The following is a 12,954-nucleotide window of genomic DNA, read 5'->3' as shown; positions in this document are numbered from 1 at the left end:
TGTCCTTACTTGGGGAGGGAATCGAGAGAGGGGCCGAGGATCCAGCTGGCGATCTCTCGGATCGCGCCGTCACCGCCGGGGACGGTGGTGACCGCGCGTGCGGCGCCGCGTACGACGTCGTGGGCGCTCGCGACCGCCACGGGCCAGCCGACGAGGGCGAAGCACGGGAGGTCGTTGACGTCGTTGCCGACGTAGAGCACGCGCTCCGGCGCGATGCCCTGCTCCTCGCACCACTGCTTGAGGGCGAGGTCCTTGCGGTCGATGCCGTGCAGTACCGGGAGCTTGAGCTTCCGGGCGCGGGCGGCGACCACAGGGTTCTGTTCCGTGGACAGGATCAGCATCTTCAGGCCGCTCCTGCGGAGGGCCGCGATGCCGAGTCCGTCGCCGCGGTGCACGGAGACGAACTCCCGTCCGTCGGAGTCGATCAGCACCCGGTCGTCGGTCTGGGTGCCGTCGAAGTCGAGGACCACGGCGTCGATGTCGTCGTGGGCGGGGAGGGCGCCGGGCCGATCCGCGTCGAAGAGCGGGGCGAGGGCCCGGGCGCGGGCCAGGTCGTGCGGGTCGTCGATCTCCAGCACCCGGGCCGGGTCGGTGCGGACCAGCTCGGTGTGGCCGAAGAAGCGGTGCCCGTGCTCGCGGAAGCCGGGCGCGGCCATCGCGTAGGCGGCGCCGGTCTCCAGCAGGTCCTGGGGGCGGTCCTGGCGGCGGGGGCGGAACGACTTGTCGTGGTTGACGCCGTAGCCGCCGCCGGTCGTCCTGGTGCCGGGCACCGTGGTGGTGTCGGCCGCCGTCAGGGCGGTGCCGACGGCGGCGGCCCGGTCGGTGCCGGCCGTCACCGGGTCGTCGGCCGCGTCCCGCCAGACGAAGCCGTGGAAGGCGGCGACGGTCACGGCGGTGTCCGCGCCGTTCTCGACGACGGCGGCGGCGACCGCGTCCACGTCCTCGCGGACCAGGAACGGGCTGGTGCACTGCACCAGCAGGACGGCGTCGACGGCCGCGCCGTGCAGGGCCTCGTGCGCGTCCATGGCGTGCAGGACGGCGGCCTCCGAGGTCGCCGTGTCCCCGGCTATGGCGGCGGGGCGGAGTACGACCTCGGCGCCGGCCTGGCGGGCCGCGGCGGCGATGGCCTGGTCGTCGGTGGAGACCACGACGTCGGTGACCAGGCGGGTCGCCCGGCACTCGCGCACCGCGCGGGTGACCAGCGGGATGCCGCCGACCGGGGCGAGGTTCTTCGCGGGTACGCCCTTGGAGCCGCCGCGGGCGGGGATCACCGCGAGCACCCGGGGCACCGAGGCGCCCTGTTCCGCTTCCGTGTGGGGCATGGGGTTCTCTCCTTGACGTGGGATCCGGCCGCTCACAGCTCCCCCATCCGTCGGATCACGGGGGCCACCCGCTGCACGCCGTGGCGGTAGGCGCCGCGCGCGGCCCGGCGCACGATCTGGCGGACGGGGCCGGGCTCCTTGTCGGCGGCGGGCGCGCCGGGCAGCGGGGCGCCGTCGGGGCCGAGGTGGTGGCGGGCGAGGATGCCGGGCAGGTAGCCGGGCGCGGTCTCGGGTGTGTAGTAGGGGTTCAGGGGCGGCAGGCCGCCCGGCCGGTCCAGCAGCCTGGTGATGCGTTCGCGGGCGGTGTCGAAGGCGGTCCCGTAGGAACCTCCCCCGGAGGGGGCGCCCCCAGCGCACACGCCCTGCCGGGCCAGCCACTCCGGGTCGGCGGCCGGGCGGTGCCCGGCGTCGAGCTGGTCCCAGGAGGCCAGGCAGCCGGAGCCGGTGAAGTGGTGGTTGCCGAGCACCTCGCGCACGCCCAGGTCGGTCAGGACGGCCGTGGGGATGCGCCGGTGCAGGGCCTCGAGGGCGGCCGTGGAGCTGACCGTGACCAGCAGGTCGGTGCGGTCCAGCACCTCGCCCATGTGGCCGTAGACCAGGCGGAAGTTGGCTGGCGGCGCCATGCCCTGGACCAGCTTCTGGTAGGGCAGTTCCTCGATGTGGGTGGTGTGTTCGCCGGGCTTGGAGCGCAGCTTCAGCAGCACCTCGCGCCCGGGGTGCCGGCGGGCGTGCTCGATGAGCCGGTTCAGCAGGTAGGCGCGGTCCCGGCGGCTGTCCGGGACGGACGGCTGGGCCGCGAACACCACGGTGTACGGGTCGTGTTCGCCGGCGTAGGGCTCCCCGCCGAGGAAGGGCAGCGCGACCTCGGTGACCGCGGCGGCGTCGGCGCCGACCCCTTCGTACACGGCCCGGAAGCGGTCCGCGTCGTGGGCCGAGTTCGCGAGGACGAGATCGGCTCCGTGGCGCAGCAGCAGGCCGTCGGCGAGCTTCTCGTAGACGACACCGACGTATCCGGTGACGACGACGGGGCGACCGCCGGAGGCCCAGGCGTTGCGCAGCCCGTGCAGCATCGCCTGCACACCGCCGCCGACCAGGGCGAGGACGAGGACGTCGTACGGCTCCTCGGCGTTCTCGCTCATGGCGCGCAGGAACTGGACGCCGGTGACCTCGCTGAGGGAGTCGGCGCGGACGCCGACCTCCCGGAGCTGGCGGGCGGTGGGGGTGGCTCGTCCGCGCAGGAGGTAGCCGTCGAGCCGGACGTCGGCACCGGTGGGGGCGAGGCGTCGCGCGGTGAGCGCGCCCCACTTCCACCGGGTGTCGGAGTCCGCCAGGACGGCGATCCGCAGGGACTTCGTTGCACTTGCTGGCACGCCGAAGACGCTAGGAAGGCATTCCGAGGTTCCGCCCAACCCGAATGCAACAAACGGTTAACAGCACATCGCCGAATGGCGAATCGGGCCGCGATCGGCGCGGGAAAAGCCCCGGTTCACAGCTTCGCCACGCGTCGTTCACCCGGCATCAAGCCGACGGTCAAGACGAATGACGGGCTTCGCCCTAACGTCCGTGACGTGGTCAAGCTCTCCGTCATCGTGCCGTTCTACAACGTGCAGCAATACGCGCCCGACACCCTGAGGAGCCTCGGTGCGAACGCGCGTGAGGACTTCGAATTCATTCTCGTCGACGATTGTTCCCGCGACGGGACACCAGAGATCCTCGCGCGCGCGGAGCGCGAGCTGCCGGGCGCGGTCGTCGTCCGGCACGAGCGGAACGGGGGTCTGGCGACCGCCCGCAACACCGGCATCGACCGGGCGCGCGGCGAGTACCTGACCTTCCTGGACGGGGACGACTGGCTCGCCCCCGGCTACTACCCGAAGCTGGTCGCCGCCATCGAGGAACTGGGCTGCGACTTCCTGCGCACCGACCATGTGCAGTGCACGGCGCGGGCCCGCACCGTGCACCGGGTGCCGGTCGGGCGGCGGAACGTGGTGCTGGACCCGCGCGAGGCGATCCTGCCCGCGGACCGGTCGACCTCCGTGGACTATGCCTACGCCTGGGCGGGCGTCTACCACCGCCGGCTGGTGGACAAGGGGCTGCTGCACTTCACCGACGGGCTGCGCACGGCCGAGGACCGGCCGTGGATCTGGAAGCTGCACCGGGAGGCGCGGTCGTTCGCCGCGGTCGGCCTGCTCGGGGTGTTCTACCGGCGCGGGGTCGCCTCATCTCTCACCCAGATCGGTGATGTCCGTCAGCTCGATTTCATCCGCGCTTTCGATCAGGTCGTCGCGGAAACCGCCGAGGACCCGGAAGCCGGTGTGCTGCTGCCGAAGGCCGTCCGCACGTATTGCGCCATCATTTCCCATCACCTGGGATCCATCGAAAGGTTCGAGCCGGCGGTGGCGAGAAAACTGAAATCCATGAGTACGGCGGCGCTGCGGCGCATGCCGCAGGAGGTCCTGGACGAGGCGCTGGACTCCATGGACCTGGAACGCGCCACCAAGCTGCGCCGGCTGCGCCGCCGCCCCGCCCCCGCGGGAGCCGCCGCGTGACCACCCAGATCTTCCAGGCGTCGACGCTCTACGGCACGGCCACCCTGGCGGCCGCCCTGGACTCCGGCTGCTTCCGCCCCGCCGACCGGCGGATCCTGCTGGTCTGCAACAACGCGGCCACGCCCGAGACCACGCCGGGACCGGACCTGATGCCCGGCTTCGAGCGGCTGCGCGAGCGCTTCGACGAGGTGCTGTCGTACAACGAGGCGATCTTCCCCTTCCACCCCGGCGGCTGGGCGCCCCGGCCGGAGGACCTGCCGCTCTGGGAGCGGTATCTGCGCCACGAGTGGCGGCTCGGGGACGAGGACGTGGAGCTGGCCGTGGAGTCGATCCAGGTCAACCCGTCGCTCTCGCTCGCCCAGATCTTCACCGGCGCCCCGGTCACCGTCTACGCGGACGGCCTGATGAGCTACGGCCCCACCCGGAACAAGATCGACCCGCTGGTCGGCACCCGGGTGGACCGGGTGCTCCACCTGGACCTGGTGCCGGACCTGGAGCCGCTGCTGCTCACCGAGTTCGGCGTCCCGGCGGAGATCGTGCCGACGGCAGCCTTCACCAAGGTCCTGGCCGAACTCTCGCCGCCGGCCGACGAGCTGCCCGCGGTGGAGGAGCCGGCGCTGCTGCTCGGCCAGTACCTGTCCGCGCTGGGGATCCTCACCCCCGAGGAGGAGGAGGACCTGCATGTGCGGATGCTGCGCGGTGCCCATCGGCTCGGGCACGGCACGGTGGTGTTCAAGCCGCACCCCACCGCCCCCGCGCGCTTCACCCGCACGCTGGAGGAGGAGGCGGAGCGGCTCGGGGTGGACCTCACCGTGCTGGAGACGCCGGTCCTCGCCGAGGTGCTGTACCAGCGGACGCGTCCGGCGCTGGTCGTGGGCTGCTTCTCCACCGCCCTGCTCACCGCCGCGGCGCTGTACGGCCTGCCGGTGGCCCGGATCGGCACCGGGATGCTGCTGGAGCGGCTGACGCCGTTCGAGAACAGCAACCGGATCCCGGTCACCGTGGTCGACGCGCTGCTGCCGGACCTGGACGACCTCGCCGCGGTCCGCGAGGGGCGGCCGGGCATGGACGTGGCGGCGCTGGGCGAGCTGGTCCGCGCGGTGGGCTTCGCGATGCAGCCGAAGATCCTGCCCGGGCTGCGCGGCGAGACCGAGCGGTACCTCGCGGGCAGCCTGGACGCCCGGACCCTGCGCTACTTCAAGCGCAAGCGGCTGACCTCGCTGGCACTGCCCGGCGGGATGCCGTCCCAGCTCGCGTTCATCCCGCGCAACGCCACGGTCCGCCGGATGGCGCGCAGGGCGCGCGGTCTGCGCCGCGTCGTCCGCCGCTGATCATCCCCTTTCCCTCACAGGGCGGGCCCTTCGCGGGCCCGCCCTCCGCGGTGTTCAGCGGCCGAGGACCGTGCGGATCCGGGCCGCGTTCTCCTGGGTGACCTGCCACAGCAGTTCCTGCCGGCCGTGCACGTCGGCGACGGCCCGGTCGTGGTGGTCGAGGATGTCGAGCGCCCGTTCGGTGAGCACCTCGCCCAGGTTCCGCTCGTGCACCGAGACACCCCATTCGGGGCGCTCGATGTCGCTGAGGAAGTACGCCATCTTCGGGTGCGAGATCAGGCTGACGATGGGCGTGCCGACCCCGAAGGGGATCATGCCGGCGTGCCCGCGCATGCCGATGACCAGCTTCGTCCTCGCGTAGGTCTCGCGGATGGCGTCGTTGTCGAAGTCGTACATCGGGATCACCGGGAGCGAGATCCCGTGTTCGCGGCGCAGGTCGAAGGCGATCCGCTCGTCGTCCAGGGAGTGCGCGACGCAGCGGACCTCGGTGTGGGCGCCGATCGCGCGCACGGCCTTCGCCGTCTCGGCGAGGAAGTGCCCGTAGTCGTGCCCGAAGCGCAAGCCCGCGCGGTCGTAGGCGGCGTTCAGCAGGACGGTGTCCTCGCGGTACGCCGGGTCGGTCCAGCCGGCCACCAACTGGCGCATGACCGTGGTCGGGCAGGGCTGAAAGACGACCCGGTCGTGCAGCTCGGGCGGGAGCAGGGAGCGGACCCTGGCGATGGAGCCGTGGTTGCGCAGTCCGAAGAAGGCGGACTTCTCCACCAGCAGCCGCAGGCTCTCGTTGAACCGCCGGGCGCGGTACGACTGCCCGTCGAAGGCGTTGAAGCCGACCGCGAACACCACGACCGGCACGTCGACGGCGCGCAGGTGCTCGTCCGGGACGTTCCACTGCCAGGCGCTGTTGCCGTTGGGCATGGTGTCGGGGATGAACAGTCCGCCGCCGCCGATGACCAGGCCGCGCCGGGCGTTGACCCGTTCCAGGGCGGCCCTGTCGAACAGCCGGTGGGCGTGGACGGAGGTCCAGCGGCGGGAGGTGGTGTCGGGGCCGAAGGCGAGCCGGACGGTCTCGGGCAGCAGCTTGTCGCCGGCGTTGCCCTGCCGGTCCATGTAGAAGGCGACGTGGGCGAGCTGGTCCTCGGCGGCGCCCTGCTCCTGGGCCGGGACGGCGGCGGCGCGCTGGGCCCACAGCCGGCTGGAGCGGTGGGTGGGGTCGACGGTGAGGCCGGCGGTGGCGTGCTTCAGCGCCTCGGCGTTGTCGCCGTGCACCCAGGCCATCTGGGCGAGGCGGGCGTAGGCGGTGGCGGCCCGGTTGGGGGCGGCGGTGGCCAGCAGGAGCTGGGTCTTCGCCTCCGCGTAGCGCGAGACGCTCATCAGGGCGTGCCCGAACACCTCGTGCGGCCAGGCCTCGTCCAGCGGGATGCGCACACCGCTCAGGAGGTCGACGGCGTCCTGGTACTCGCCGGCCCCGATGTGTGCGGCGGCGACCTTGCGGGCGGCCTCCACGTCCCCGGTGCGCCGCACGTGCGGGGTGCCGTAGTGCACCAGCAGGTCGTGGTGGAGGGTGCCGCCGCTGCCCAGGTAGGCCGCGTGGAAGTCGGCGTCGGACAGCTCATACTCGCGCCAGCGCTCCTCGGCCCGCTGGTATCCGGCCTCGCCGCCCTGCCAGGGCTTGTGCCGGCCGGTGAAGTGCAGGATCGCGGTGTCGTCCGGGACCGGCAGGTCGCCGGACAGGCGCCGCTTGACGAAGTTGTAGCGGGTGTCCAGGCGGACGAAGTCGCCGTCGAGGACGGCGTTGAGGATGCCCTGGTCGTGCTTGTCGAGTTCGTAGCCGCCGCCGCGCCCGACCGCGTCGAGCCGGGCGCAGAACGCGTCGGAGAGGTACTCGCGCTGGATGACCAGCAGCCCGGAGTTGAGCTTGTGCTGCCCGTAGAAGAACTGCGGCACGGCCGCGAGCCCCTCGCGCAGGGAGAGCAGTTCGCGCAGGTCGCCGAGGACGACCATGTCGGTGTCCAGGGTGATGACCGTGTCGTAGTCGCGCAGCCGGAAGACGTCGAGGATGAAGTACGCCTTGCGGACGAGGTAGTTGTCCTGGTCGCCCTTGGCGTAGGAGTCGTAGTGGGCGGCGTCGACGCGGCGCAGCACGATCCTCGGGTGCAGGGCGCGGATGCGGGCGACGGAGGAGGGCTTGAGGTCGTCGTGCAGGACGACGAAGTCCTCGCAGACGCCGGGGTTGGACAGGGCGAGGCTGCGCAGCAGGACGAGGAACCCGGGCAGGTAGTTCTCGTCGACGAAGCTCGCGAAGGCGATGCGCCGCTTGCCGGTCAGCGCGTGTGCGGAGGTCTCCGGTACTACCGGGGTGGCGGTGGTCATCGCAGGGATATCCTCATGTCGGTCACGCTCTGGGCCCGCTCCATGACCCATGCCTTCTCGCTGGTGTATTCGTGCACGGACGTGATCGCGAGCTTCATGGCCTCCGGCACGCGGTAGGCGCCGCTCTCGTAGAAGTCGAAGCCGATCAGGTCGAGGACGGGGCTGACGTCCAGGAAGTCCAGCAGCCACAGCGTGTTGAAGCCGGTGGTGGGGATTCCTGACCACACGTCGTTGCCGAGCCGTCCGATGTTGCGGACGGGCCAGCGCAGCGACTCGTCGCCCAGGTGGCGCTGGGCGCCGGGCACCAGGCGGTTGCGCAGCGAGTGCTTCCAGTCGCCGGAGACGCCGCCGAAGACGAGCCGGGTGGTCACCGGCTTGCCCCAGTTGAAGCCGTGCTTGTGGATGGTGGCGTGGATGTCGGTGCGGCCGCCGGTGTGCTTCGGGTCGATCCGGTAGGAGTTGAAGCGCACGACGAGGTCGTAGTCGTCGATCGCTTTGCCGAGGCCGCTCTGGCCCACGCGGCCCGAGTTGGCGATCAGGCACACGGACTTTCCGGCGATCAGGTTGCGGAACTCGCCGAGGCCGATCCAGTTCACGCCGCCGACGGTGGGGTCGGCGACCGGGCCGCGCATGCGGACCCGGCGCTGTTCGGCGTAGAGGGCGACGGCCTCGGTGAGGTCGCCGCCGGGGATGCCGGTGCGCAGTTCGAGGTACTGGCCGAGCAGTTCCTGCCGGTCGGCGACCGGGGCCTGCTCGGCGGCGTGCGCCAGCAGGGCGCCGACCAGGCGGGGTTCGGCCGCCTCCCAGTCGCCGCCGGCGTGCAGGGCGAGGCCCTCGGCCCAGACGTCGGTGGCGGGTCGCCGGGCGAAGTCCGCGGCGCGCGGGCACTGGCGCTCCAGCAGGGCGAGCAGGTCGCGCTCGCGCTCGGCGGCCCGGCGCAGCCCGGTGATCCGGGCGGCCACGCCGAAGCCGTCCTCCTCGGTCAGCTCCAGATAGCGCTCGTAGGCCTGGACGGCCTCGCGCTCCTCGCCGAGCGCCTCCAGGACGCGGGCGCGCAGCCGCCAGCCGGCCCGGGAGTTGCGGCGCCGGTCGAGGACGGTGTCGCTGATCCGCAGGGCGAGGTGCAGCTCGTCGTCGTAGCCGCACTCCAGGGCCTTGCCCGCGACGGCCAGCAGGGCGTCCAGCAGGTCGTTGCCCATGCCGCCGGCGGGCACGCCGGGGCCCTTGACGGCCCGCTTGAGCAGCGCGGTCGCGCCGCCGGCCGGGGCGGGCGCGGGGGCGGCGGTCCCGGCGGTGCTGGCCACCACGAGCAGCCTGCGCAGCTGCTCGGCCAGTTCCGTGCGCCGGCGGTCGAGGCTGCCCACGAGTTTGCCGCTGTGAACGGCGCAGGCGCGCAGGCAGTCCTCCAGTCCCCCTCCACTAGCGGGCGTCCGCCGGTTCTGGACCCTCGTCATAGCTCTCCTGATGTGTGCCAAGCAAAGACTGTGTATACGGCGGCATGCCATGGGTTTGCCGAAACGTGGGGGTTGATGGAGAAACTAGGAAGCCAAAACAACGTCCGGGTGAACGAATTCGAACGGCACGGCGAATGGTTGGGCTGTCAACCAAGCCGTTTCCGTGATTCGCCCAGGTACCGGTGATCCGATACCTGGGCACCGGGGACTTTCACAAATGGGATCGGGATTATCAGCGTTTTATCGACTAGGTTCTGGGGCACCATGCCTGCTTCTTCGCCTTCCCTCGCCGACGTCCCCGCTCCCCCGGTGCCCGAGGCGGGCTCGGCCCCCGCCCGCACCCGGGAGCGGGGCCGGCTGCACGCCCTGGACGGTCTGCGGCTCGTGGCCGCGCTGATGGTCTGCCTCTACCACTACGCCGGACGCGGCGGCACGGTCTCGGAGTCCTGGCACCAGAGCCCGTCACGCGTCTTCCCGTCCCTGTCCCAGGTGGCGACGTACGGCTGTCTGGGCGTCCAGTTCTTCTTCGTCATCAGCGGTTTCGTCATCTGCATGAGCAGCTGGGGCCGCAGCCTCGGCGACTTCTTCAGATCCCGGGTCGCCCGTCTCTACCCCGCCTACTGGGTGGCCCTGGTGCTGGTCACCGGCGCCGCCCTGGTGCTGCCGGCCGTGGTGCACGCGGTCCGGCCGGACCAGTTCCTGGTCAACCTGACGATGCTCCAGCAGCCCATGGGCGCGCCGCGGGTGCTGGGCGTGTGCTGGACGCTCTGGGTCGAGGTGCGCTTCTACGCGCTGTTCGCCCTGTTCGTCGTCGTGCGCGGGGTCACCTACCGGCGGGTGGTGCTGTTCGCCTCCGTGTGGACGCTCGCGGCGGTGGTGTGCCGCACCAGCGGCAACGCGCTGACGGACCAGATCGTCATGCCGGAGTACGCTCCCTTCTTCGTCGGCGGCCTCGCCCTCTACCTGATCCACCGCTTCGGCGGCGACCTGCTGCTCTGGGGCATCGTGGCCGTCTCCTGGCTGCTCGGGCAGAGCACCGCGACGAGCGGGCTGTGGCATCCGGGCGCGCACGGCGACTTCGTCCGCGTCCCGCTCGTCATCCTGCTGATCGTCACCCTGGCCTTCGCCGCCGTGGCGGCCGTGGCACTGGGCTGGACCCGGTGGGCGAACTGGTCCTGGCTGGCCACGGCCGGCGCGCTGACCTACCCGTTCTACCTGGTCCACGAGCACCTGGGCTGGTTCGTCATCCGGGTGCTGCACCGGGGCCTCGGGCTGCCCGCCCATCCGACGCTCGCGGCGACCGTGCTGGGCATGCTGGCACTCGCGTGGCTGATGCACCGGTTCGTGGAGAAACCATTCGGCCCGCGCCTGAAGAAGGCGCTGAAGAAATCCCGTACACCTGGAATTCCGGCGTCGTTCACCCTGCCGAAATAGAGAAAGGGAAACGGCCGAACCGGCGGACGGTACGGACGTTGGTCATCCGTTCACCTTTCCCGGCTTCCGCACCGATCCCCGGGGCACTCCGGAACCCGCGGCGACCTCCCGGGGGGTGCGGCGTCCGCATGGGGTGAGAGCGCGGGGTCGACCTGCTCCCGCCCGTCCGGGAGGCCCGGCGGCCCCGCGCCCTACGCGCTCGCCAGCGACAGCTTGAGCGCGAAGCCGAGGAACAGGGCGCCCGCCGCGGAGGTGGCCGTGGCCGACAGGCGCTTGCGTCGGCGGAAGGCGGCCGCGAGCCGGGTGCCGCCGAATATCAGCGCGCTCAGGTACAGGAAGCTGGCCGCCTGCGCGAAGGCGCCGAGGACGACGAAGGAAAGCGCCGGGTAGGCGTAGCCCGGGTCCACGAACTGCACGAAGAAGGCGACGAAAAAGAGGATCGCCTTGGGGTTGAAGAGGCTGACGACGAGGGCGCGGCGGAACGGCCGCTCCTCGGCCGCGACGACGTCGGCGGTCTCCTCGACGGTCTTCTCCCGCCGGGTCCGCCACATCTGCCACGCGGCCCGCATCATCCCGATCGCCAGCCAGGTCAGGTAGCCGGCGCCGGCGTACTTCACGATGCCGAACAGCACGGCGTTGGCCTGCAGCAGCGAGGCGACCCCGGCGGCGGACAGCGTCATCAGCACCGTGTCCCCGCACCACACGCCGGCGGCGGCGGTGTAGCCGGACCGGACGCCGCGCCGGGCCGCGACGGAGAGGACGTAGAGCGAGTTGGGACCGGGCAGCAGCACGATGAGGACGAGCCCTGCCAGGTAGGTGGGGAGATCGATGACGCCGAACATGGCAAGGAGTGTCGCACGGGGGTACGACAGTCCGGCCGGGGATTTCGGAGGGCGAGACGGGCCCGGGTCAGAAGGAGTCCGCGGGCACGTGGCTGCCCCAGACCGACCGGAGGGCGTCGCACACCTCGCCCACCGTCGCCCGCGCCCGCAGCGCCTCCCGCATCGGGTACAGGACGTTGTCCTCGCCCGCCGCGGCCTTCTTCAGCGCGGTCAGCGCCGCGTCCACCGCGCCCCCGTCCCGCTCGGCCCGCAGCCGGACCAGCCGCTCCGCCTGCCGGGCCTCGATCGCCGGGTCCACCCGAAGCGGCTCGTAGGGCTCCTCCTCGTCGAGCCGGAAGCGGTTGACGCCGACCACCACGCGCTCCCCGGAGTCGGTCTCCTGGGCGATGCGGTAGGCGTTCCGCTCGATCTCGGCCTTCTGGAAGCCCTGTTCGATCGCCGCCTCCGCGCCGCCCAGGTCCTCGACCCGGCGCATCAGGTCCAGCGCGGCCGCCTCCACGTCGTCGGTCAGCCGCTCCACCGCGTAGGAGCCGGCGAAGGGGTCGACCGTCGCCGTCACGTCCGTCTCGTGCGCCAGCACCTGCTGGGTGCGCAGCGCCAGGCGGGCGCTTTTGTCCGTCGGCAGGGCGATCGCCTCGTCGAAGGAGTTGGTGTGCAGCGACTGGGTGCCGCCGAGGACCGCGCCGAGCGCCTGCACCGCGACCCGGACCAGGTTCACCTCCGGCTGCTGCGCGGTCAGCTGGACGCCCGCCGTCTGGGTGTGGAAACGCAGCATCAGGGACTTGGGGTTCCGCGCGCCGAACTCCTCCCTCATCACCCGCGCCCAGATCCTGCGCGCCGCCCGGAACTTGGCGACCTCCTCCAGCAGCGTCGTGCGGGCCACGAAGAAGAAGGAGAGGCGGGGCGCGAAGTCGTCCACGTCCATGCCCGCCGCCACGGCCGTGCGGACGTACTCGATGCCGTCGGCGAGGGTGAAGGCGATCTCCTGCGCGGGCGAGGCGCCCGCCTCGGCCATGTGGTAGCCGGAGATGGAGATGGTGTTCCACCGGGGGATCTCGGCGCCGCAGTACTTGAAGATGTCCGCCGTCAGGCGCAGCGAGGGCTTCGGCGGGAAGATGTACGTCCCGCGCGCGATGTACTCCTTCAGGACGTCGTTCTGGATGGTGCCGGTCAGCCGGTCCGCCGGTACGCCCTGCTCCTCCGCCACCAGTTGGTAGAGGAGCAGCAGCAGAGCCGCCGGGGCGTTGATCGTCATCGACGTGGAGACCTGGTCCAGCGGGATGCCGTCGAACAGCACCCGCATGTCCTCGATCGAGTCGATGGCCACGCCGACCTTGCCGACCTCGCCGTGCGCGAGGGGCGCGTCGGAGTCGTGGCCCATCTGGGTGGGCAGGTCGAAGGCGACGGAGAGACCGGTGGTGCCGTGGGCGATGAGCTGCCGGTAGCGGGCGTTGGACTCCGCCGCCGTACCGAAGCCGGCGTACTGGCGCATGGTCCAGGGCCGGCCGGTGTACATCGTGGGATACACCCCGCGCGTGTAGGGGTAGTCACCCGGTTCGCCGAGTTTCCCGGCGGGGTCCCAGCCGGTCAGGTCGCCGGGTCCGTAGACCGGCTCGATCGGCAGCCCCGACTCCGACTCACGTGCCATGGATGCC

At 71.8% G+C, this 12,954-nt stretch carries 9 protein-coding genes; 3 read left to right on the top strand and 6 right to left on the bottom strand.

Annotated features, from left to right (window positions below; all coding sequences use genetic code 11):
- Positions 1-5: 5 nt before the first annotated feature.
- On the bottom strand, positions 6-1,322 hold the full coding sequence (locus tag ACWCPN_RS21370; RefSeq protein ID WP_451208368.1) for a cytidylyltransferase domain-containing protein: 1,317 nt from the start codon (positions 1,320-1,322) through the stop codon (positions 6-8).
- A gap of 32 nt (positions 1,323-1,354) precedes the next feature.
- Positions 1,355-2,692 carry a DUF6716 putative glycosyltransferase gene (locus ACWCPN_RS21365; RefSeq protein WP_451208365.1) on the bottom strand — a complete coding sequence of 446 codons (1,338 nt, stop codon included), beginning with the start codon at positions 2,690-2,692 and terminating at the stop codon, positions 1,355-1,357.
- A gap of 198 nt (positions 2,693-2,890) precedes the next feature.
- Between ACWCPN_RS21365 and ACWCPN_RS21360 the strand changes: the two genes are divergently transcribed.
- Positions 2,891-3,868: a glycosyltransferase family 2 protein gene (locus ACWCPN_RS21360; protein ID WP_451208362.1), complete on the top strand. Its 978-nt coding sequence runs from the start codon at positions 2,891-2,893 to the stop codon at positions 3,866-3,868.
- Entirely contained in the window at positions 3,865-5,199 is a 1,335-nt protein-coding gene (locus tag ACWCPN_RS21355) for an alpha-2,8-polysialyltransferase family protein (RefSeq protein WP_451208359.1), read from the top strand. The genes ACWCPN_RS21360 and ACWCPN_RS21355 overlap by 4 nt, the downstream gene beginning before the upstream one ends.
- A 54-nt stretch (positions 5,200-5,253) precedes the next feature.
- On the opposite strand, the gene ACWCPN_RS21350 is transcribed toward ACWCPN_RS21355, so the two are convergent.
- Positions 5,254-7,569: a glycosyltransferase gene (locus tag ACWCPN_RS21350; protein WP_451208356.1), complete on the bottom strand. Its 2,316-nt coding sequence runs from the start codon at positions 7,567-7,569 to the stop codon at positions 5,254-5,256.
- Entirely contained in the window at positions 7,566-9,023 is a 1,458-nt protein-coding gene (locus ACWCPN_RS21345; RefSeq protein ID WP_451208354.1) for a hypothetical protein, read from the bottom strand. Before ACWCPN_RS21345 ends, ACWCPN_RS21350 begins: the two co-directional genes overlap by 4 nt.
- 264 nt (positions 9,024-9,287) lie before the next feature.
- Between ACWCPN_RS21345 and ACWCPN_RS21340 the strand changes: the two genes are divergently transcribed.
- Positions 9,288-10,457: an acyltransferase family protein gene (locus ACWCPN_RS21340; protein WP_451208351.1), complete on the top strand. Its 1,170-nt coding sequence runs from the start codon at positions 9,288-9,290 to the stop codon at positions 10,455-10,457.
- Between the two features lie 191 nt (positions 10,458-10,648).
- Here ACWCPN_RS21340 and leuE read toward each other — a convergent pair whose 3' ends face one another.
- Both leuE and ACWCPN_RS21330 read right to left on the bottom strand, forming a co-directional pair.
- Complete coding sequence (leuE, locus tag ACWCPN_RS21335; RefSeq protein ID WP_199211698.1) at positions 10,649-11,299, bottom strand: leucine efflux protein LeuE; 651 nt, start codon at positions 11,297-11,299, stop codon at positions 10,649-10,651.
- A 67-nt stretch (positions 11,300-11,366) separates the two neighbouring features.
- Entirely contained in the window at positions 11,367-12,947 is a 1,581-nt protein-coding gene (locus tag ACWCPN_RS21330) for an acyl-CoA mutase large subunit family protein (RefSeq protein WP_451208348.1), read from the bottom strand.
- Between the last annotated feature and the right edge of the window lie 7 nt (positions 12,948-12,954).

It is taken from the genome of Streptomyces sp. NPDC002386, from assembly GCF_053593175.1.
This window is presented reverse-complemented; position numbering and strand designations above follow the sequence as displayed.

What these genes read in the sequence shown, in the direction of transcription:
- ACWCPN_RS21345 (WP_451208354.1), bottom strand. Translation starts at nt 9,023, where the DNA reads ATGACGAGGGTCCAGAACCGGCGGACGCCCGCTAGTGGAGGGGGACTG.
- ACWCPN_RS21350 (WP_451208356.1), bottom strand. Translation starts at nt 7,569, where the DNA reads ATGACCACCGCCACCCCGGTAGTACCGGAGACCTCCGCACACGCGCTG.
- leuE (WP_199211698.1), bottom strand. Translation starts at nt 11,299, where the DNA reads ATGTTCGGCGTCATCGATCTCCCCACCTACCTGGCAGGGCTCGTCCTC.
- ACWCPN_RS21330 (WP_451208348.1), bottom strand. Translation starts at nt 12,947, where the DNA reads ATGGCACGTGAGTCGGAGTCGGGGCTGCCGATCGAGCCGGTCTACGGA.
- ACWCPN_RS21340 (WP_451208351.1), top strand. Translation starts at nt 9,288, where the DNA reads ATGCCTGCTTCTTCGCCTTCCCTCGCCGACGTCCCCGCTCCCCCGGTG.
- ACWCPN_RS21370 (WP_451208368.1), bottom strand. Translation starts at nt 1,322, where the DNA reads ATGCCCCACACGGAAGCGGAACAGGGCGCCTCGGTGCCCCGGGTGCTC.